Annotated in this window: 21 protein-coding genes; all 21 read right to left on the reverse strand. The window is 57.1% G+C overall.

Translation table 11 applies throughout. The features are described from left to right. Window positions 1–383 precede the first annotated feature (383 nt). Window positions 384–1,520: a flagellar biosynthesis protein FlhB gene (flhB, locus tag ACYASS_RS17920; RefSeq protein WP_463587095.1), complete on the reverse strand. Its 1,137-nt coding sequence runs from the start codon at window positions 1,518–1,520 to the stop codon at window positions 384–386. Beyond that, the gene (fliR, locus tag ACYASS_RS17925; protein ID WP_243246810.1) at window positions 1,521–2,306 is read right to left on the reverse strand and encodes a flagellar biosynthetic protein FliR; all 786 of its coding nucleotides are present in this window, start codon (window positions 2,304–2,306) and stop codon (window positions 1,521–1,523) included. It lies immediately after the preceding gene. A gap of 4 nt (window positions 2,307–2,310) precedes the next feature. Continuing rightward, complete coding sequence (gene fliQ, locus ACYASS_RS17930; protein WP_243246809.1) at window positions 2,311–2,580, reverse strand: flagellar biosynthesis protein FliQ; 270 nt, start codon at window positions 2,578–2,580, stop codon at window positions 2,311–2,313. 25 nt (window positions 2,581–2,605) lie between these two features. Then, window positions 2,606–3,352, reverse strand: coding sequence for a flagellar type III secretion system pore protein FliP (gene fliP / locus ACYASS_RS17935; RefSeq protein WP_122665659.1), 747 nt, complete (start codon window positions 3,350–3,352; stop codon window positions 2,606–2,608). Beyond that, complete coding sequence (fliO, locus tag ACYASS_RS17940) at window positions 3,352–3,768, reverse strand: flagellar biosynthetic protein FliO (RefSeq protein WP_463587267.1); 417 nt, start codon at window positions 3,766–3,768, stop codon at window positions 3,352–3,354. Before fliO ends, fliP begins: the two co-directional genes overlap by 1 nt. A 35-nt stretch (window positions 3,769–3,803) precedes the next feature. Continuing rightward, window positions 3,804–4,271, reverse strand: a complete 468-nt coding sequence (gene fliN, locus ACYASS_RS17945) for a flagellar motor switch protein FliN (RefSeq protein ID WP_463587096.1) — start codon at window positions 4,269–4,271, stop codon at window positions 3,804–3,806. Between the two features lie 58 nt (window positions 4,272–4,329). Further along, on the reverse strand, window positions 4,330–5,298 hold the full coding sequence (fliM, locus tag ACYASS_RS17950) for a flagellar motor switch protein FliM (RefSeq protein ID WP_243246807.1): 969 nt from the start codon (window positions 5,296–5,298) through the stop codon (window positions 4,330–4,332). A 9-nt stretch (window positions 5,299–5,307) separates the two neighbouring features. Continuing rightward, on the reverse strand, window positions 5,308–5,811 hold the full coding sequence (fliL, locus tag ACYASS_RS17955; RefSeq protein WP_243246806.1) for a flagellar basal body-associated protein FliL: 504 nt from the start codon (window positions 5,809–5,811) through the stop codon (window positions 5,308–5,310). 378 nt (window positions 5,812–6,189) lie between these two features. Continuing rightward, a complete protein-coding gene (locus ACYASS_RS17960) occupies window positions 6,190–7,587 on the reverse strand; it encodes a flagellar hook-length control protein FliK (RefSeq protein ID WP_463587097.1) in 1,398 nt (465 codons plus the stop codon). Window positions 7,588–7,670: 83 nt separating this feature from the next. Beyond that, window positions 7,671–7,985: an Hpt domain-containing protein gene (locus ACYASS_RS17965; RefSeq protein ID WP_463587268.1), complete on the reverse strand. Its 315-nt coding sequence runs from the start codon at window positions 7,983–7,985 to the stop codon at window positions 7,671–7,673. An 82-nt stretch (window positions 7,986–8,067) separates the two neighbouring features. Continuing rightward, window positions 8,068–9,774: an ATP-binding SpoIIE family protein phosphatase gene (locus ACYASS_RS17970; RefSeq protein WP_463587098.1), complete on the reverse strand. Its 1,707-nt coding sequence runs from the start codon at window positions 9,772–9,774 to the stop codon at window positions 8,068–8,070. 8 nt (window positions 9,775–9,782) lie between these two features. After that, window positions 9,783–10,085 carry an STAS domain-containing protein gene (locus ACYASS_RS17975; protein WP_463587099.1) on the reverse strand — a complete coding sequence of 101 codons (303 nt, stop codon included), beginning with the start codon at window positions 10,083–10,085 and terminating at the stop codon, window positions 9,783–9,785. Between the two features lie 129 nt (window positions 10,086–10,214). Then, window positions 10,215–10,664: a flagellar export protein FliJ gene (fliJ, locus tag ACYASS_RS17980; RefSeq protein WP_122665666.1), complete on the reverse strand. Its 450-nt coding sequence runs from the start codon at window positions 10,662–10,664 to the stop codon at window positions 10,215–10,217. Window positions 10,665–10,670: 6 nt separating this feature from the next. Beyond that, window positions 10,671–12,029 carry a flagellar protein export ATPase FliI gene (gene fliI, locus ACYASS_RS17985; RefSeq protein ID WP_463587100.1) on the reverse strand — a complete coding sequence of 453 codons (1,359 nt, stop codon included), beginning with the start codon at window positions 12,027–12,029 and terminating at the stop codon, window positions 10,671–10,673. Next, window positions 12,019–12,834 carry a flagellar assembly protein FliH gene (gene fliH / locus ACYASS_RS17990; RefSeq protein WP_463587101.1) on the reverse strand — a complete coding sequence of 272 codons (816 nt, stop codon included), beginning with the start codon at window positions 12,832–12,834 and terminating at the stop codon, window positions 12,019–12,021. The genes fliI and fliH overlap by 11 nt, the downstream gene beginning before the upstream one ends. A 123-nt stretch (window positions 12,835–12,957) precedes the next feature. Then, window positions 12,958–13,974 carry a flagellar motor switch protein FliG gene (fliG, locus tag ACYASS_RS17995; RefSeq protein ID WP_087273204.1) on the reverse strand — a complete coding sequence of 339 codons (1,017 nt, stop codon included), beginning with the start codon at window positions 13,972–13,974 and terminating at the stop codon, window positions 12,958–12,960. Further along, complete coding sequence (fliF, locus tag ACYASS_RS18000) at window positions 13,967–15,757, reverse strand: flagellar basal-body MS-ring/collar protein FliF (protein ID WP_463587102.1); 1,791 nt, start codon at window positions 15,755–15,757, stop codon at window positions 13,967–13,969. The genes fliG and fliF overlap by 8 nt, the downstream gene beginning before the upstream one ends. Before the next feature lie 14 nt (window positions 15,758–15,771). Continuing rightward, the gene (gene fliE / locus ACYASS_RS18005) at window positions 15,772–16,098 is read right to left on the reverse strand and encodes a flagellar hook-basal body complex protein FliE (protein WP_027901002.1); all 327 of its coding nucleotides are present in this window, start codon (window positions 16,096–16,098) and stop codon (window positions 15,772–15,774) included. Window positions 16,099–16,351: 253 nt separating this feature from the next. Next, window positions 16,352–17,779, reverse strand: a complete 1,428-nt coding sequence (locus ACYASS_RS18010; protein ID WP_463587103.1) for a sigma-54-dependent transcriptional regulator — start codon at window positions 17,777–17,779, stop codon at window positions 16,352–16,354. After that, complete coding sequence (locus ACYASS_RS18015) at window positions 17,779–18,996, reverse strand: sensor histidine kinase (RefSeq protein ID WP_463587104.1); 1,218 nt, start codon at window positions 18,994–18,996, stop codon at window positions 17,779–17,781. Before ACYASS_RS18015 ends, ACYASS_RS18010 begins: the two co-directional genes overlap by 1 nt. 125 nt (window positions 18,997–19,121) lie before the next feature. Further along, entirely contained in the window at window positions 19,122–20,600 is a 1,479-nt protein-coding gene (gene fleQ / locus ACYASS_RS18020) for a transcriptional regulator FleQ (protein ID WP_122665672.1), read from the reverse strand. Between the last annotated feature and the right edge of the window lie 85 nt (window positions 20,601–20,685).

A 20,685-nucleotide genomic window follows, 5' to 3' on the forward strand; every position in this document is an offset into this window, starting at 1 on the left:
ATCAAAACTTTGACGCCGATGGCGACCTGACATGACCTATTGCAAGAAGCTTTCCAACTGTTGAATCGGTGATGAAATAGAGGGCGGGGTCTGTAAGAAAGTGTGAGGCTGCGTGGTTGTGTGGTGGCGATCGACGTTCAGCAGTCGCAGCCATGCGTCGCTCGTGCGCGCCTGCACAGTCAGATGCTTGCCGCATGACGTCGAAGACGGAATGGTCGCGCCTGCAGAAAACGCATTTCAAATCAGAAGGATAGTATTTTTTGAAAGGAGATCGCCTTGCGTGCCTGAACTGACGTCATCGCGAGCCAGCTCACTCCTACAGTCAAATCAGCCCTGTAGGAGTGAGCTGGCTCGCGATGACGCCGGTGCAGTCACAGCAGCAATCAAGCATCCCGCTGCAGATCCGGCGGAATGGTGATATCCCCCAGCGGGTCCGGGCGCTTGCCCTGACCTGCATGGTACTGACGGATCTGATAGACATAAGCCAGCACCTGAGCAACCGCCAGGTACAAACCACCCGGGATCTCCTGATCAAGCTCGGTACTGTAGTAGATCGAGCGCGCCAGGCCTGGCGACTCAAGGATCAGAATCTGGTGATGCGCGCCGATCTCACGAATTTTCAACGCGATGAAATCGGTACCCTTGGCGACCAGCATCGGCGCCCCGCCCTGCTCAGGATCGTATTTGAGCGCGACGGCAAAGTGCGTCGGGTTGGTGATGATTACATCAGCCTGCGGAACGGACTCCATCATGCGCCGCTGGGACATTTCGAAGCGTAACTGACGAATCCGCTGCTTGACCTCAGGACTACCCTCAGCATTTTTATGCTCGTCGCGCACTTCCTGCTTGGTCATCAGCAGTTTCTTGTGCGCTTCCCACAACTGGAATGGCACATCCACTGCAGCGATGAAAAACAGACCGGCAGACATCCATAACGAGCTCCAGCCCACCACCTGCAGGCTGTGAATGATCGCCCTTTCCAACGGCTCATGCGCAATAGAGATCAGCGCATCCTTCTCCATGTCGAGCACGAACAGCGCAACGATCAACACAATGACGAATTTCGCGAAAGACTTGACCAGCTCAATCAGCGCAGTAGGAGAAAACATGCGCTTGAGGCCGGACAAAGGATTCATGCGGCTGAACTTGGGAAAAAGCGACTTGGTGGTGAACAACCAACCGCCCAATGAGATAGGCCCAATGATCGCCGCGGCCAGCATGACTAACAAAAATGGCGTCATGACTGTCAAAGCAAGCTTGCCGGTCGCGAGCAGCATGCGCCCCATGGAACCCTGATCCATCAGCACTTCACGGGTAATCGTGAAGTTCGACGTCATCATGTAGGCCATCGCTTCTGCGACCTTCCCCCCCTCCATAATCAAGCCAATAGCGCCCGCCAGCATCACAACCAGGGTATTCAACTCCTTGGAGCGCGCAATCTGGCCGTCATTTCGGGAGTCCTGGCGCTTTTTGTCCGTGGGGTCTTCTGTCTTGTCCTGACCATTCTCGTTCTCGGCCATTTAGCGAGCCCTCACCATATCGCGGAAGGTCTGCAACGCCTGCACCGCCAATGGCTGGTACTGGTTAAGAATATCGCCCAGGGTAATCCATAGAATGACCATGCCCAGAACCAGCGTCAGCGGGAAACCGATAGAGAAGATATTCAACTGCGGCGCGGCACGGGTCATGATTCCGAAGGCAATGTTGACCACCAGCAGCGCAGTGATCGCTGGCAGAACCAGCCTGAGCCCGGCACTCATGACCCAGGTCAGACCGTTGGCCAGCCCCCAGAAATTGGACACCTGCAAACCGCTCCCCACCGGCATGGTGGTAAAACTCTCGATCAGGGTTTCAATCACCACAAGGTGACCATTCATGCCCAGGAACACCAGCGTAACCAGCATCGTAAAGAACTGGCCGATCACGGCAGAAGAGACCCCGTTGGTAGGGTCGACCATAGAGGCGAAGCCCATACCCATTTGCGTCGAAATGATCTGCCCGGCAACCACGAAGGCATGAAAGAACAACTGAAGGCAAAGCCCCAGGCCCGCACCAATGATGATCTGCTCACCAATCAGCAAAAGGGCTGAGAGGTCCAGCGCATTGACCTCCGGCATGGGCGGCAGAACCGGAGCCACAACCACCGTAATAGCCAGAGCAAAATAAAGACGGACACGGCCTGGGACCAGCGTCGTACCGATGATCGGCATGGTCATCAACAGCGCAGTAATGCGGAACATCGGCAGCATGAAGCTCGCGACCCACGTGCCAATCTGCCCATTGGTCAGGGCCAGAACCGGTTCCATGGGGTTAGCCGATCACAGTCGGGATGCTGGTATAGAGCCCAATGATGTATTCCATGAACACCTTGAGCAGCCACGGACCGGCGATAATCAAGGTGATCAGCATCACGATGAGACGCGGCAGAAAGCTCAACGTCTGTTCGTTGATCTGGGTGGCTGCTTGAAACATTGCGACCAGCAAACCACACAGCAGGCTGGGAATAACCAGAATTGCCACAAGCACAGTGGTCAACCACAACGCCTCGCGGAACAGGTCGACAGCTACTTCTGGCGTCATCGCACAGACTCCTGATCAAGACGGGTCATACACCACCAAAACTGCCCGCAAGGGTGCCGACGATCAACGCCCAGCCATCCACCAGCACAAACAGCATGATTTTGAACGGCAAGGAAATGATCAGCGGCGACAGCATCATCATACCCATCGCCATCAATACGCTGGCAACCACCAGGTCGATGACCAGGAACGGAATGAAGATCATGAAACCGATCTGAAAGGCAGTCTTGAGCTCGGAAATAACAAAAGCCGGGACCAGAATCGTCAGCGGCGCCTGATCCGGAGAGGCAATGTCAGTGCGCTTGGACAGGCGCATGAACAGCTCAAGATCGCTGGTACGGGTTTGCGCCAGCATGAAATCCTTGATCGGCACTTGTGCGCGAGCCACTGCATCCTGCGCCGTCAGCGTTTCAGCCAGATACGGCTGCAAAGCGTCCTGATTCACCCGATCAAACACCGGCGCCATGATGAACATGGTCAGAAACAGCGCCATGCCAGTCAGGATCTGGTTGGACGGCGTCTGCTGGAGACCAAGGGCCTGACGCAAAATCGAGAAAACAATGATGATTCGGGTAAAGCTGGTCATCAGCATGACGAACGCTGGAATAAAGCTCAGCGCCGTCATGATCAGAAGAATTTGCAGGCTGACCGAATACTCCTGCTGGCCGTCCGCACCGTTGGACAGGGTAATCGCCGGGATCGACAACGGATCGGCGGCGAACGCCAAAGGCGCTGCCAGCACCAGCACAAGCGTCAACAGAATGCGCAGCATTACTTCTTATCCTTCTGAACCTTGTTGCCCATCAAGTCCATCAAACGCTGTGCAAACTCGGAATTCACTGGCTGACGCTCGGGCACCTGCACAGGCTGGCTAAGCACATGCAAAGGGGTGATTCGCCCAGGTGTAACACCCAGCAGAATCTGCTCGTCACCCACCTGAATGAGCATCAGACGGTCGCGTGGGCCGATGGCCCGCGAACCGACCAATTCAATAACCTGAGCATTGCCCGGTACGCCGCGCTGAACCCGGCGCATCAGCCAAGCCAAAGCAAAGATGAGGCCGACCACCAATAGCAGCCCGAACAGCAACTGCACGATTTGCCCGCCCATGCCGGACGACAATGCAGCATTTGCCTGAGGAGCCGCAGCCTGCACTGCAGGCTCGGCCGCCAGAGCACTCAGCGGCATGGCAAGCAAGACGGTGACCGCTTTTATCACCTTCACTAGCGCAGCTTCTTGATACGTTCGCTTGGGCTGATCACATCAGTCAGGCGGATGCCGAACTTCTCGTTGACCACCACCACCTCGCCATGCGCGATCAACGTGCCATTGACCAACACATCAAGCGGCTCACCCGCCAGACGATCCAGCTCGATCACCGAACCCTGGTTAAGCTGCAGCAGGTTGCGAATGTTGATATCGGTGCTGCCCACTTCCATGGAAATGGACACAGGGATATCCAGGATCACGTCGAGGTTAGGACCATCCAGAGTTACCTGAGCATTGCTCTTGGGCACGCTACCGAACTCTTCCATGGCCATACGGCTGGAAGCTGCCGAGTTTCCGGCGTCCGCAGCGAGCAACGCATCGATATCGCTTTGACCGTCACCACCTGTCTCTTCCAGTGCTGCAGCCCACTCATCGGCCAGCGCCTGATCATCAGCAGACGTCATATCGTTTTCATCAGCCATCGGTTGTCCTCGGTGAACATTGATTCAGTTGCACAAAAATTTTCGGCGGTAGAAAAACTCAACGCCGCTCTATCGGCTCGATGACCTGCAACGCCAGATTGCCTTGATGCGATCCCAGCTTGACCTTGAATGAAGGCACGCCATTGGCACGCATCACCATCTCGTCAGGCATCTCAACCGGGATAATGTCACCCGGCTGCATGTGCAGGATGTCGCGCAACAGCAACTGCCGACGGACAACCGTCGCGCTCATAGGCACCGCGACATCAAGCACATCCTGCTTGAGTGCATTGATCCAGCGCTCGTCCTGGTCATCCAGATCGGACTGAAAGCCCGCATCGAGCATTTCCCGAATAGGCTCGATCATCGAGTAAGGCAAGGTAACGTGCAGATCGCCGCCGCCACCGTCCAGCTCGATATGGAAAGTCGAGACGACAACCGCTTCGCTTGGGCCGACGATGTTGGCCATGGCCGGGTTCACTTCGGAGTTGATGTACTCAAAGTTCACTTCCATGATCGCCTGCCAGGCCTCTTTCATATCGATGAAAGCCTGGTCCAGCACCATGCGCACCACACGCAGCTCGGTTGGCGTAAATTCACGCCCTTCAATCTTGGCGTGACGACCGTCACCGCCAAAGAAGTTATCCACCAGTTTGAAGACCAGCTTGGCATCAAGGATGAACAGCCCGGTGCCCCGCAACGGTTTGAGCTTGACCAGGTTGAGACTGGTCGGGACGTACAGCGAATGCACGTACTCGCCAAACTTCATCACCTGCACGCCGCCCACCGCCACGTCAGCGGAGCGACGCAACAGGTTGAACATGCTGATACGGGTATAACGGGCGAATCGCTCGTTGATCATTTCCAGGGTCGGCATCCGACCCCGCACGATCCGGTCCTGACTGGTCAGGTCGTAGCTTTTAATGCTGCCGGGCTCAGCAGCATTCTCGGTTGCAACCAGACCGTCGTCCACGCCGTGCAACAGCGCGTCGATCTCATCCTGGGACAGCAGGTCTTGCACGGCCATGTCGTGTTCCTACTGCAGTACGAAGTTAGTGAAAAGCAGTTGCTCGATCACGGTTTTACCCAGTTCTTTCTGGGCGACCTCCTGAACACTGGCGGTCGCTTTCTGACGCAGCATTTCCTGACCTATCGGTGAGGCTAGCTGGTCGAAGGGAATACCTGCAAAGAGCATCACCAGATTATTGCGAATGACTGGCATGTGTACTTTCAATGCATCCAGGTCGGGCTGATTGCGGGCCAGCATGGTGATGCTGACTTGCATGTAGCGCTGACGACCATTGGAGTTGAAGTTGACCACGAACGCCGGGGTCATCGCTTCAAAGACAGCAGGATGCTTTGCATTGGGGTCCGCCGCAGCAGCAGCTGCCGGATCCACTTTAGGCTCGGAGCTGTGCATGAAGAACCATGTCGCGCCTACTGAAAGGCCAACTGCCAGCAATAAAGCCACTACCGCAACGATGATGAGCTTGAGTTTGCCTTTCGAGCCAGGTTCTTTAACTTCGTCGCTCTTCGCCATGCCAATAATCCGTCACTATTCGGGGGGTTCGCTAATGCGTGACAGAGGGAGAGCAAGTGTTATGCCAGAGTTGGAGAGGACGAGCAGGAAGGGAGTTTTAGTGACGGGATATTTCAAGGGTTTATGTATTTCCAGCACTCTGCAGCACTGGTTGCGCTGCAGGAGCTACCCCGATGCCCATGACTCAGCGCTGTCGCGGAGCAAATATTGGACTGGAGCTCACCGAGGCGACGAGGCCAGTGATAGCGGCTTGGCTGACACTCCGCCATCGCTGGCCTCATAACCTCGGTGAGCTCCTACAAGACAGCGTTCAATCTGGAGGATTGCGCTTTGTTCGACGAGAGCTTCAAGGCGCTTGCTGAACGATAGCCCCAACCATCAAGCGTAGTAATCGATCTCGCTGGTACCCACGACTCGCTGGGCTGGCTGACTGATCGCTACACCAGTATCTGCATCGCCACCGTCAACCGAACCATCGACGCCATTCACACCCGAACCACCGCTGCCAGTACCACGCGCATTATTTGCCTGCTCTTGCTGCTGAGCCTGGTTCTGCTGGTTGCGAGACTGGTCAGACACGTTCACATCCACTTGCCCCATGCCTTGCTGGGAAAAGGACTCACGCAGACGCGACATCTGGCTTTCCAGTGCCTCTCGCACACCAATATGCGCACTCATGAAGGTCACTTGAGTTTGCTGATCCGGCGCCATGTTGATGCGAATATCAAGACGACCCAACTCGGCAGGTTCCAACTGGATATCTGCCGACTTGAGGTTCTGACTCGACAGATACATGACACGCTCAACGACACCTTCGCTCCAGCCACTCTGATGCATCGCCAGTGGCTGATTCATCAGCGGCACTGCTGGTGCCGCCGTACGAGGCTGCTGTGCTGCCTGACTCAAAGCAGCAAGGCGATCAGCAAAGTTGTCCACACGCGTATCGCCCGCGCTGCCTTTGACATCCTTCAGGCCGCTATCGAGCAAACCTTCAAAAGACTTGTCGCTACTTTCGGTACTCGGGTCATCGGAAACGGTGCGCTGGTCATCCAGAGCTGCCAGGTTATTGGCGAGCTGCGATGGATCAGTGGCGGCATTATCTGTTTTTGCACCCTTACCCGTCTGGGCAGCGGCGTTGGCGTTATGCGATTGTTGAGCCTGCTGCGCCTTGGCGGCGGCATTCTCAAGGGCAAACTGCAGCGCAGGCATATCGTCGAGAGGATCAGCATTCGGGTCAAAAGACGCTTCGGCCGGGTCGGTGACCTGCACCACCTGAGCGGGCGTGGCTGGCGCGACTTCCAGTTTTGACTTATCGGAATCAGGCTGAGCGATGGCCTGGCTTGCCAATGCCTGCAAGGCAGGGTCAAGGGCCGGATCCAGAGCAGGGTCAACGGCCGGCTCGGGCGTCAACGCCTGCAAGAGAGCCGGATCGACTTGTTCATCACTCGACTGAGTGTCGTCTTCAGCGGCAACCGGCTCGACAGGCAAGGCATTGCCGCTATCGGCAACCGTCGTCGACTCTGAAGCGGCAGTGTCGTCCTTGTCCGCAGCACCCTTGTCCGCCACAGACTTGTCTTTTTCAGCAGCAGGTTTGGCCTTGACCGGGGCATCATTGCCCGCGGCGGATTTAGCCTGAGCCTGCTTGGCGTATACGTCGGAGAAGCTGGAGTTGTCGTCCTTGCCACTGTCGGCCGGCTTGACTGTGTTATTGGCTGAACTGGTCTTCGACGCCGCCACAGGGGTGGTTTGAAGAAGAGCATTGGTGGCGAGGGGCATGTCGATCTCCGCAAAAACAGCTGATTACCGAGAACATAGCAAGATATGGGCCAGATACTCTCTGGAGTAACAACGAAGCAGAATCAGGGGTGCGCGATAAAAAACTGGCGCTCGGCGTCGAATAACCGGCGCACTGTGCCGTACTCGTGATCAAGTGCAGCCAGCAATTCGTCAAGACCGGCACTGTCGTCGCGACGACTGCGCTCTTCAAGCTCCCGGCATAAGTCGGCAAGGCGGATTGCGCCCATGTTGCTGCTACTGCCTTTGAAGCTGTGAGCCATCATGCTCAGCTCCTGAAGGTCGAACGCCTGCGCTCCCATAAGCTGGCGCAAACGGGAAATACGGTATTCAGCGTCTTTGATAAACACATCAAGGAGAGTCGGATACTCGTCTTCCATGACTTCCTGCAACGTAGTCAATACGCTGTAATCCAGATGAACTACCGACACCTTGCTCACTCCCTGATCAAGAATCCGGGGGCTATGCCTTGGCTCCCCAGCAAAATTCGACGCGTGCGGTCCGTCCGTCCGTAGACCACGAGGCCTTTTCACTCAGCTCCCGCACCAGCGCAAGACCGCGACCGTACAGCTCATCGACCACCGGCGGCAACGCAAGAATTGTATCAACATTGAAACCCTTACCACTGTCCTCTACCCGCACACTCAAACGACCACCCTCTCCCTCTGGCGTGATGTTGAAATGCAGGCGGATATAGCCACTGTCCAGAGCAGCCAGACGCGCTGCCCGCTGCTGATAGTAGCTGGCGAATCCTGACGCGCTACTTTTCAGCGTTGAATCCAGGCCTAAAACCCCGTGCTCCAGCGCATTGCTATAAAGCTCAGTGAGCACACTGAACAGCGCACCGCTCTGACTGCGCAGGCCGTGCACCTCGAGCAGCAACTGCAACAAGTAAGGCAGAGGATTGAAACGCCTGAGGGTCGAAGCCCTGAACTCGAACGTGGATGACCAGTCCAGTGGCGTAGAGGTGCCGCTGTCTGAGTAGGTCACGGCTTGTGCGCCCATTTCCGCCTGCTCGACAGCGATGATTTCCACCATGCTGACGTCATCGCGGGCCTGACCACCGAAGGCATCCAGCGCATGCTGAATTTCCGAAATCAGCAACCGGGGTTCGCGATTGGCAGCAAATACTTCATGCAACCGCTGCACACCGAACAGTTGTTCTTTGCTGTCACTGGTGTCGATGACCCCGTCAGAGAGCAGGAATACCCGATCCCCCGGAGCGAAGGGATGCACCTCAGTCTCATCATCAAACGAAGCCGAGTCCAACACGCCAAGCGGCAAATGCCGGGACACCAGCGCGGTACGCTCACCCGTGGCAGCACTCAGAAGATAACCGTCGGGCAGGCCGCCATTCCAGACCTGAAACTGTTGTTGCTGGAAGTTGATACAGAGCAGGGTTGCGCAACAGAACATGTCCACTGGCAGGATGCGCTTAAGCTTGGCGTTCATTTCACGCAGGGTTTCAGCCAGACCGAAGCCCTTGGCCGTCATACCGTAGAACACCTCTGCCAGCGGCATTGCACCGACCGCAGCGGGCAAACCGTGCCCGGTGAAATCCCCCAGCAACATATGCATATGCCCGGCTGGCGTGTAGGCAGCGAGGAGCAAGTCACCGTTAAACAACGCATAAGGCGACTGCAGATAGCGAATATTGGGCGCGTCCAGGCAACCAGAATGAGCGACCTGATCGAAAACTTCCTTGGCCACTCGCTGCTCATTCAGCAGGTAATCATGATGCCGCGAAATAAGATCGCGCTGCCGCAGGACAGTCTCCTGCAGCAACCGCAGGCGATTCATGGCGTTGATTTTGGCGTTGAGGACGGTCTGGTTGTAAGGCTTTGCAATAAAGTCGTCGCCCCCGGCGTCCAGGCACCGAGCCAGCGCCGCCCCCTCCGTCAGAGACGTGAGGAAAATGATCGGTACCAAGGCCTCACCGGCCAGTTCCTTGATGCGCCGGGCAGCTTCGAAGCCATCCATCACCGGCATCATCGCGTCCATCAGGATCATCTGCGGCCGATCAGCCTCAAACAGTGCGACCGCCTCCGCACCGTTGGCGGCGCACAGCACTCGATGCCCCTGACGAGCCACGATGGTGGACAGCAGCAGGCGATCACTGGCGTTGTCGTCAGCGATCAGGATGCATAAGGATTCGCTGGAGGATGGCAAGGTCTCACTCAACCTATCTGGAACAGCTTCGAGAAATTGGAAATGGTCAGGATGGTGATGACATCGGCACTGCAGTTGACCAGACGAATGCGTGAGCGCTCGCCACCGGCGTGGTCACGCAATAGCAAAAGCATCCCCAGTGCCGAACTGTCCAGGTAGTTGGTACCGCGCAGGTCAACGACATAAAGCAGCTCGCTGCCCAGATGTTCATAGGCTTCACGGAAGTCCTGATGGGAAGCAAAATCAAAGCGCCCGGAAATAAAAATGGTCAGTTGCTGACCGTCAGGTGAAAGCTCAGAAGTGACCGGCATGTAAAATTCCTGAGTAAGGCGTGCGTCACGTAATCAAGGTTTAGCACTGGCTGGTGATATCTGCAATTTTCTCTGTGGAAGCTGCATTGCAGTTGAATAATTTGCGATATATCCGAACGAACACTGCGGTTAAAACGGAGCATGCCTGGGCAGCCGCTGCGAAAGCTCATCCAGTAGTTTTTGCTCGCGCTTGTCCTCCAGCTGTCGTGCTTCGTCAATATAGCGCTGGACCAGTTTGCGCAAGCCTTCGACCCGGGCGTACGCCTGCTGCCAGGTGCCGCGCGCCTTATCAAGGTTGTCCTGATGCCAGGCCAGGCTTCTGCGCTGCTGATCAACAGCGGTATCCAGCTGAGTAAGGAAGCGCTGATAACCCATCAGCCATTGCCCGGAGACGCCATGGGCGCCTTTGTCGATCCATTGCTGCTGATAGTCGAGGCGAAACTGCTCAAGGTCGTTGAGCTTGCCTTCCGCCACGCGCACCTGCCCTTGAAAGTGCCCCAGACTCTGGGCAGCCTTGCGCTCCGCGTTCTCGGCCATATCCACCACGGGCGCCAGGCGCGCTGCGCGACTTATGGCCATGGTCTATCAACCACCCGCAGCCGGGCTGAACACTGCCGCCAACTGCGCACTGCTGTTTTCCATGCTTTCATTTTCATTGAGCCCTTGGCGCAGGTAGCGCACAAGCACGGGCTGCAAGTGAATCGCCAGGTCAGTTTCCCGATCACCGCCCGCCACATAAGCGCCGACACTGATCAAATCGCGACTTTGTTGATAGCGTGACCACAACTGTTTGAAATGCTGCGCCTGATTCATGTGATCAGGGGTGACCACTGCGGGCATGACCCGGCTGATAGAGGCCTCGATGTCGATCGCCGGGTAGTGCCCTTCTTCAGCAAGGCGACGGGACAACACGATATGGCCGTCCAGTACGCCACGCGCAGAGTCCGCAATGGGGTCCTGCTGGTCGTCACCCTCAGACAACACGGTATAAAACGCAGTAATCGAGCCACCACCCGCCTCGGCATTACCGGCGCGCTCCACCAGCTTGGGCAGTTTGGCAAATACCGACGGCGGATAACCTTTGGTCGCAGGAGGCTCGCCAATCGCCAGGGCAATCTCCCGTTGAGCCTGAGCAAAACGCGTCAGAGAATCCATCAGCAACAGGACGTTTTTACCCTTGTCACGGAAATACTCGGCGATTCGCGTGCAATACATGGCAGCACGCAAACGCATCAAAGGCGCGTCGTCCGCAGGAGACGCAACCACCACCGAACGCTTGAGCCCTTCTTCACCCAGGCTGTGCTCGATGAACTCCTTAACCTCACGACCCCGCTCACCGATCAGGCCGACAACAATGATGTCTGCCTCGGTGAAGCGCGTCATCATGCCCAACAGAACGCTTTTACCGACGCCGGTACCGGCGAACAGCCCGAGACGCTGACCACGACCCACCGTCAACAATCCGTTGATGCTGCGAATGCCCACGTCCAGAGGCTGACTGATAGGGTTGCGCTTCAATGGGTTGATGGTAGGACCGTCCATAGGCACCCAGTCTTCAGCCTTCACGGCGCCCTTGCCATCGAGGGCCCGACCGGCACCGTCAAGCACCCGTCCCAGCATGCTCATGCCCATCGGCAAGCGGCCGGTATCTGCCAAAGGCACCACTCGGGCACCCGGGGCAAGACCGGCCACACTGCCTACAGGCATCAAGAAGATTTTACTGCCGGAAAACCCCATCACTTCGGCTTCAACTTCAACCGGGTGGTGACTGTCATCATTGACCACCACGCAACGGCTACCCATCGCCGCCCGTAAGCCCTCGGCTTCCAGCGTCAGGCCGACCATGCGCAGCAGGCGACCTTCGACGACAGGCTGAGCGGGCAATTCGACGTTTTCGGCATAAGACCCGAGGCGCTTGCCGAAACTGGTGCGATCAAGGCGCATCGGACTTCTCGACGTCAGGGCTGACAGCGCCAGTCACGACCGGCTCGGCCCCCAGCTCCAGGCTGAGGTCCGGACTCGCCGGATGCAGAGACTGCTCGTGCATCTGGTCATACATTTTGGCAATGGCCAGGGTCAGACGGGTTTCGATGCTCGCATCTATGCGGCTATGTTCCGTTTCGATACGGCAACCACCGGCCTGCAGCGTTTCATCTTCAACAATGCGCCACGTTTCTTCATGACGCTCACGCAGGGCTTTAACCACTTCAAAGTCCTGCGGGTTGATGAAGATCCGCACATTGCTTGCGCCCATGGGCAAAAGCTTCAGCGCGTCGCGCAATACATTGCCGATCTGCCGCGAGTCGGTGGTCAGCTCACGTTGAATGACCTTGCGGGCAATGTGCTCGACCAGATGAATGACCGAGCGCTCGATTTGCTTGTCCTGCTCGGCAATCGGATCAAAAAGCTGGCTCATCAAGAGGTCAAGGCTCGCAAGCTTGCTCTTCAGCGCAACCTCGGCTTCCTGGCGAACTTTGAGTTGAGTGCTGTGAAAGCCTTCTTTTTCGCCCGTGGCAAAGCCTTCGTTGTAAGCCTCCTGACGGATGCTCTCCAACTCTTCGAGGGTCAGCGGCTGAACTTCTTCCAGCGGGACTTCTTCGATGGCATCAACCGGCTCTTCAACGACCGGTTCGGGCTCGGGTTCAGGCTCTTGATAGGGATCGAAACTGGGCAGCGACCAGACGTCAAAACCGCCGACGTCCTTGGCGCGGATAAGCTCGCTGACCGGTTCTTTGTTGGAGCTGGACATGGATAGTGCCTTAGAGTCTGTAGTGTTTCAGCGCAGGCGCATGGCAGGTAAGAATTGCCAGGCCAGACGGTGGACACCGGGGAACGCGTCCCCGGTCAGTTTCTCCGACGGAACGTCAACAGACTAGATCATTTCCTCGCCGCCCTTGCCACCCAGAACGATTTCCCCTGCTTCGGCCATACGGCGAGCAATAGTGAGGATTTCTTTCTGCGCGGTTTCCACGTCGCTGACGCGGACCGGGCCTTTCGCTTCCAGATCGTCGCGCAGCAGTTCGGCGGCACGTTTGGACATGTTCTTGAAGATTTTCTCTTTGATCGCCTCGTCGGACCCCTTGAGGGCCAGTACCAGCACATCCGAAGAAACCTCGCGCAACAGCGCCTGGATGCCACGGTCGTCCACGTCCGACAGGTTGTTGAAGACAAACATGAGGTCTTCGATCTGGGTCGACAGATCTTCGTCGACCTCGCGAATCGAATCCATGAGAGCGCCTTCGATGGAGCTGTCGAGGAAGTTCATGATATCTGCAGCACGCTTGATACCACCCAGGGTAGTACGCGACGTGTTGGCGTTACCGGAGAACTGCTTCTCGAGAATCTGGTTCAACTCTTTAAGTGCCGCTGGCTGCACGGTATTGAGCGAAGACACGCGCAGAATAATATCCAGACGCACCTTATGGTCGAAATGACCGAGCACTTCACCCGCCTGGTCAGCATCGAGGTAAGCAACCACGATAGCCTGGATCTGCGGGTGCTCGAAACGGATGACGTCTGCCACAGCACGTGGCTCCATCCACTTCAGACTGTCCAGACCGCTGGTGTTGCCACCCAGCAGAATTCGGTCGATCAAACCGTTCGCTTTGTCCTCGCCCAATGCCTGAGTCAGCATTTTGCGGATATAGCCATCCGAGCCGACGCCCAGGCTAGTCTGATCGCCGACAATTTCGACGAACTCAGTCATCACCTCTTCGACCTGCTCGCGATGCACGTTACGCATCTGCGCCATCGCCACGCCGACGCGCTGAACTTCCTTGGGCCCCATGTGACGCAGAACCTGCGCAGCATCGGTTTCACCCAGGGAAAGCAGCAATACGGCGGCTTTCTCGACTTTGCTCAGTTTGGCTACGACGGCTCGATCATTCATCAGTGTTAATCCACTCTTTCACAACCTGGGCCACACGACCCGGATCTTCAGCCACCAAACTCTTGATTGCATTCAGCTGTGCGTCATAACCCTCGGTCGGGCTAGGCAACAGAATACTTTGTGGGCCGCCCAGGCTGACACGGTCATTGGACAGCTCGTCAGAACCGCCACCGCCCATGCCACCAAAACCACCCGTACCGTCGTCAAAACCGGCGAGCTCTTTGCTCTTGCCATTGGTGATGTTGTTCAACACCGGACGCAGCACACCAAACACCAGAACCAGAATGAAGATGACACCCATGGCCTGCTTGACGATGTCCCAGAACCATTGCTGCGAGTAGAACGGAATATCCGGAATCAACTCGCCCTGCTCGGCCGAGAACGGCACGTTGACCACGCTGACGCTGTCGCCACGACTGGCATCAAAACCGACTGCGTTCTGCACCAGGCGCGTGAAGCGATTCAGATCTTCTGCACTCCATGGCGAACGGGTCGTTTCGCCGTTCGCCGGGTTGATCTTGACCTGATCATCAACCACCACGGCAACCGACAGACGATTCAAACGCCCCTGCTGTTGCTTGGTGTGACTGATGGAACGGTCCAGCTCAAAGTTCTTGGTCGACTGCACGCGCTTGTCAGCCGGGTATGGAGCCAAGGCTGGCTGACCAGTGGCCGGGTCCATGATCTGCTGACCGTTGGCGTCCAGCAAAGGTTGGCCCGGAGCAATGGCTGCGGCAGCACCCGCTGCACCACCGCCGGCGGTTTGCGGCGCGGTTGCTGGCCCTGGCGGCTGGTTGCTCAACGCCCCCGGCACACCCGACGGACCCGAGCTGCTGGAGCGCTGCTCGTTGACGGACTGCTCACTGCGCAACGCAGGTTGATCAGGGTTGAAGCTTTCTGCGGTGGACTCAACAGCGCTGAAGTCCACATCGGCGGAGACTTCGGCCTTGTAACGATCGGTACCCAGTACCGGACGCAAGATATTCTGTACGCGCTGAGTCAGCATGCCTTCCATGCGGCGTGCGTAATCGAATTGCTTGCCCGCCATGGTCAGTTCGGAGTTTTCCGCCTGATCAGAAAGCAGATTGCCCTTCTGATCGACCACAGTGACCTGCGACTTGGTCAACTCAGGAACACTGGTCGCCACCAGATTGACGATTGCCATGACCTGAGCGGGCTCAAGTGAGCGACCCGGGTACAACTCAACCAGAATCGAAGCCGTCGGCTTGCGGTCATCACGAACGAACACCGAGCTTTTCGGGATCGCCAGGTGCACACGCGCACCCTTGATATTGTTCAGGGAAGAAATAGTCCGCGCCAGCTCACCTTCGAGGCCACGGCGATAGCGCGTGGCTTCCATGAACTGACTGGTACCCAGCCCCTGATCCTTATCGAGAATTTCAAAGCCGACGTTGGCGTCGGTCTGCGCAATACCAGCAGACGCCAGCTGGATACGGGCGCGCTGCACGTCATCAGCTTTCACCAGCAAAGCACCGGAATTAGGCTCTACCGTGTAGGCAATATTGGCGTTAGTCAGCGTGTCCATGACCTGCTTGGCGTCCATCCCGGCCATGCTGCCGTAGAGCGGACGATAATCAGGTTGCTGTGACCAGAGCACCACGGCAAAGCCGATGGCGACACTGGCAGCCAGGCCGACCATAAGGCCAACCTGACGCAGCATGGTCATCTCGGAAAGGTTTTCCAGAAAGGCCAGACCGAACAACGGCTTGCCTGAAGGAGCGCCTGTCTTGGCCGGAACGCTATCGGCGAGTGTTTCTGCCATGACTCAATACGTCCTTAAACCGGCATCTGCATGATGTCTTGATAAGCCTGAACCAGTTTATTCCGAACCTGGGTCAAGGCCTGAAAAGACACACTGGCTTTCTGCGACGAGATCATCACGTCGGTAAGGTCGACGCCGCTCTTGCCAATCTCGAAAGCGCTGGACAGCTGACTGGAAGCCTGCTGAACGTCATTGACCTTGTTAACGGCCTGACCAAGCATGTCGGCAAAGCTGCTGGAGCCGATTTGCGGCGTGGCTGCTGCCTTGGGCGCAGCCATGGCGTCCATCTGCATGGAACGCATGTCCAACATCAAGCGATTAAATTCAACACCTTGGCTCATGGACGTTTCTCTCATAAGGGCCGCAAATTTTTGACACCGAGTCAGCGGTCATTAATGTCAAAGCAACAAGAGTGCCAGCTGCGTAGCAGCATTTGGCCATCAAGCTACATCAATGTATGTGTTAGTTGTGCCAAACCTTGCTCTGAATCAGTATTTACGGGACTCAGTTAAGGCCAACCAAGTCACTGAATTATTAATCTGCGACAAATCCACGCAGTCTGGAGATACAGTATCGGCCACGGTCGGCAAAACATCAGGTCGCAAACAAATAACCTTCTACATCCATCCCCGCATCACGCATCTGCGCCAATTTGTAGCGCAAGGTACGGGGGCTGATACCCAGGCGCTCAGCAGCCTCTTTGCGGCGGCCACGTTCGGCCCGCAACGTATCAATGATCATCTGAAATTCTCGACGGCGCAGGTCATCGCCCAGCGCTCCGGCCGAATCAGACCCCGCCAATTCCAGCGGAGCAGGCACTGCGCCGGGCGAAACGGCCGCCGGCTGCGAACTGACAGTGGGGTTTGCAGGCACCGGCGCAGGCGCATAGACAACAGGCCCAGTGAGGCAAAAATCTTCAGCCTGAATGACGCCACCCTGCTGCAAAATCAAAGCCCGCTGCACGGCGTTATCAAGCTCGCGAACATTGCCCGGCCAGGCATAGCCCACCAGGCAGGCTTGTGCCTGCGCGGACAACCGGACAGGGGCGTGTTTCATTTTATTGGCATGCTTGGCCAATAAACGCTCGGCAAGCGGCAGAATATCGGCGGTCCTTTGACGCAGTGGCTGCCACGCAAGCGGGAACACCGAGAGGCGGTAATACAAATCCTCGCGGAAGCGACCCGCCGCAACTTCACCGGCGAGATCGCGGTTCGTGGTGGCTACAACCCGGATATCCAGAGTGATGGTCTTCTTGCCGCCAACCCGCTCCACTTCCCGCTCCTGCAGCACGCGAAGCAGCTTGGCTTGCAGCCCCAACGGCATTTCGGAAATTTCATCCAGCAGAATAGTGCCGCCATCAGCCTGCTCGAACTTGCCCGCCTGAGCCGCAATAGCGCCTGTGAATGAGCCCTTTTCGTGCCCAAACAAGGTGGCTTCCAGCATATTGTCGGGAATCGCAGCGCAGTTGATTGCAATGAATGGCTTATCCGCACGCGGCGAGTGCTGATGGATAAAACGCGCCAGCACTTCCTTGCCCGTCCCGGACTCACCGGAAATCAACACGGTCGAATCGCTTTTTGCCACACGACTGGCCAGATTGAGCAACTGCGCGCTGGCCGGCTCGACCGCCACAGGACCGTCATTTCCCGCAGGCCCCAAACGACCCAACGCATGACGCTCGACCAGCGCCAGTAAAACCCTGGGCTCAAACGGCTTGACCAGATAATCGGCTGCACCGTGACGCATGGCATCCACCGCCCGCTCAACCGCGCCATGAGCCGTCATCAGGAGAACCGGCAACTGCGGATGCCGCTCCCGCAGCAGGCTCAGCAATTGATGACCGTCCATTCCGGGCATATTGACGTCGCTGATCACCAGACTGAAAGACTCGTCAGCAGCAGCCAGCAACGCGTCTTCAGCGCAAGCAACGGCGTGATAGAGATGTCCCGCCAACTCAAGGGTATCGCCCAGCGCCTCTCGCAATGAGCGGTCATCCTCGACCAGCAATACCTTGATAGCCATCAGCAGATTCCCTTAGCAGTGCCAGCGGGGACCAATGGCAGTGTGACAATTGCACAGGTACCACGCCCCACGCGGGACTGATACCGCACACCGCCCTGATGCGCACGGGTAACCGCTGTAACCACCGCCAGACCAAGGCCAGTGCCCGTGGTCTTGGTGGTAAAGAAAGGCTCGCCGATGCGAGCCAAAGCCGCAGCATCGATGCCACTGCCGTTATCACTGACGCAAATCCGCAAAACATCACCACGTGCGTACGCATGGATTTTCAGGCGAGTACGCCCGGTACTGGCCTGCACGCCATTCTCCACCAGATTGAGCAGCGCCCCGACCAGCGTGTCGCGGTTGCACAAGAGCTGCCCCTCGACACTGTCGCACTGCCAACGTACCGACAGCCCCTGAGCATGCGTTTGCGCCGCAGACTGCAGCGCCTGGAACAACTCATTCGGAGCGATGCGGTCAGTCAACGGCAGCTCGCCACGAGCAAACACCAGCATGTCGCGAACCTGATGCTCCAATTCGTGCAGGCGCTCCTTGAGCCGCCCGGCAAAACGTTGCTGGGTTTCCACCGGCAACTGCTGCTCCGTCAAATGGCTGGCATAGATCAGTGCGGCAGACAGTGGCGTGCGGATCTGATGCGCCAACGAAGCAACCATTCGGCCCAACGACGACAGGCGCTCATGGCGCGCCAGTTGCCCTTGCAAACGACGGGTTTCGGTCAGGTCATTGAGCAAAACCAGCTGACCGGGTTCTGCATCCAGCGAACGCGTGGAAATGGACAGGCGACGCCCATCCTTGAGAGATATTTCATGGCCGTCGTCTTCACGCGGCGCAAAGCAGCGGCTGATGACCTGCCGCCAGAGTTCGCCTACCAAGGGTTGTCCAAGCAGATCCACCGCCGCAGGGTTGGCTTCACGCACCACGCCCATCGCGTCGATAACGATCACGCCGCCAGGCAGCAGGTCGAGCAGGTTCTGCAGCCGGAATGCCAGTCGCTCCTTTTCTGCAAGCTCCTGCATGCGCTGAGCACTGACCACCGCCAGCTCGCCTTTGAGCTCCGTAACCCGCGCTTCCAGCAAACTGTAGGAATCCGTCAGTTGCGACGACATCTGGTTGAACAGCTGGAACGCCTGCTCAAGCCCTTGACGACTTTCCAGCTCGAGGGACGGCGGCACTTGGAGTGCAAGGTCGGAAGACATCTGCTGAGCGGCCTGGGACATGGATAATCTCTCGCGTGGCGAACCGTCATTAAAAACGGTATGTTCCGGGAGACTTAGCAATCCTCGTGCCGAAAAAAAAGCCCCTGATAATTCAGGGGCTTGGCTTTATTCAGGCGATGTACGCGTCAATCATCCGCCTGTTCATCACCCTCACGGCGACTCATGCCGTACTTGCGCATTTTCTCGACCAGCGTGGTGCGACGGATCCTCAGGCGTTCTGCTGCACGAGCCACGATACCGCTGGCATCATCCAGGGCCTGCTGAATCAGACCTTGTTCCAGCCCACCCAGATAATCCTTCAGGTCCAGACCTTCTGGCGGCAGAACAGCGCTATTGGCGAAGTTAGGCGTGTGGCCGTTGATTGCAACACGCTCTTCGAGATCGCTGCGTATACCTTCAACCATCTGCTCGTCTTCGTCGTCGACGTAACGGAATTTCTTCGGCAGCTCAGCGACACCAATCACACCATAGGGATGCATGATCGCCATACGCTCGACCAGATTGGCCAGCTCACGAACGTTACCCGGCCAGCCGTGACGACACAGGGACATGATGGCCGCAGAATTGAAACGGATCGAACCGCGCTTCTCGTGTTCCATGCGCGAGATCAATTCATTCATCAGCAGCGGAATGTCTTCGACCCGCTCACGCAACGGAGCCATTTCGATCGGGAAGACGTTCAAACGGTAGTAAAGGTCTTCACGGAAACTGCCAATCTCGATCATGGTTTCGAGATTTTTGTGTGTGGCAGCAATAATCCGGACGTCCACGCTTTGCGTCTTGTTGCTGCCGACGCGCTCAAACGTGCGTTCCTGAAGCACCCGCAGCAACTTGACCTGCATAGGCAGCGGCATGTCGCCGATCTCATCCAGGAACAGCGTACCTCCATTGGCCAGCTCAAAACGCCCGGCACGGCTGGTGATAGCACCGGTGAAGGCGCCCTTCTCGTGACCGAACAGTTCGCTTTCGAGCAGCTCCGCCGGGATAGCACCGCAATTGACCGGCACAAACGGCGCGTCGCGACGCTTGGAGTGATAGTGCAGATTGCGCGCAACCACTTCCTTGCCCGTCCCCGACTCACCCAGGATCAACACACTGGCGTCAGTATCGGCAACTTGCTGCATCATCTGCCGGACATGCTGGATGGCGCGGCTGGTACCAACCAGGCTACGGAACAGATTAGGTTCGCGATGACGACCACGCTCACGCGCCTGGTCATACATTTCGCGGTAAACCTGAGCCCGGTGCAGCGAATCCAGTAGCTTGCTGTAGCTAGGAGGCATCTCCAGCGTGGAGAGCACACGGCGGCGCAAATCTTCAGGGAGCTCAGCGGAAGAAGAATTTTCTCCCAAAAGCAAAACAGGAAGGAACTCATCCCATGCTGCGACGGTCTTAAGCAGTCCTTGAAGACTGCCCGGCGCACTAACGGTGCCGACAAGCACGCAAAGCACTTCGCGAGTGGACGTAAGAGAGCCGACAACCTGCTGCCAATCCTGGCTTGAGCAGGAGAGATTTTCTTCGCCAAGAAAATTCAGAATTACCGCCAAATCACGGCGGCGCTGGCTGTCGTCATCGATCAGGAGAATCTTGATTTCACGCCACATGCAATAGCAACTTCCCTAGTCAACTCAATGCCCATACATGGGGCAGCTTGGTAGCTCGGCCACTGCTTATACCGAGAACCAGAAA

The organism is Pseudomonas sp. HP_14, from assembly GCF_055283875.1.